General features: G+C 73.1%; 1 pseudogene. It reads right to left on the reverse strand.

Annotated elements, in window-relative coordinates:
* Positions 1 to 442, reverse strand: a pseudogene (gene lysS / locus KHA85_RS16865) (bifunctional lysylphosphatidylglycerol synthetase/lysine--tRNA ligase LysX); the annotation flags it as partial.

Here is a 442-nt window from a genome sequence, read left to right on the forward strand (position 1 = left end):
CCCCCGACCAGTCACGCAGGTGGGCGAACAGCACCCCGCCGTAGTCGCGTATTCGCAGTATCCGGCCGGAGACGGTGATCGTCTCCCGGTCGTCCGTGTCGAGCGCCGCGGCGACGGTGTGACTGGGCGGATGGCCCACCGGATACGCGTCGATGCCCTTGCGCCGCAACACCTTCAACTTGGCCAGGCGCACCCGAACCTGCTCGGGCAGCCGGGATCTCGCCTCTTCCTCGTCGGCCGACTCCTGGCGCCTCTGCAGCCCGCTGACGTCCGGCGCGCTCCCGGCGTGGTGCAGCAGCCCGGACTCGGCCAGCCGGGCGGGGACGGCCGGGTGGTGACCCGTGTGCGGCTTGCGCCGACCGAACGGCAGGACGAGGAAGCCCTCGGCCAGCGCCGAGGCGACCCCGACCCGCGGGATCAGGCGGGCGTCCTCGTAGCAGGC

This window comes from Dietzia massiliensis (genome assembly GCF_018390595.1).
Lineage (GTDB): Bacteria > Actinomycetota > Actinomycetes > Mycobacteriales > Mycobacteriaceae > Dietzia > Dietzia massiliensis.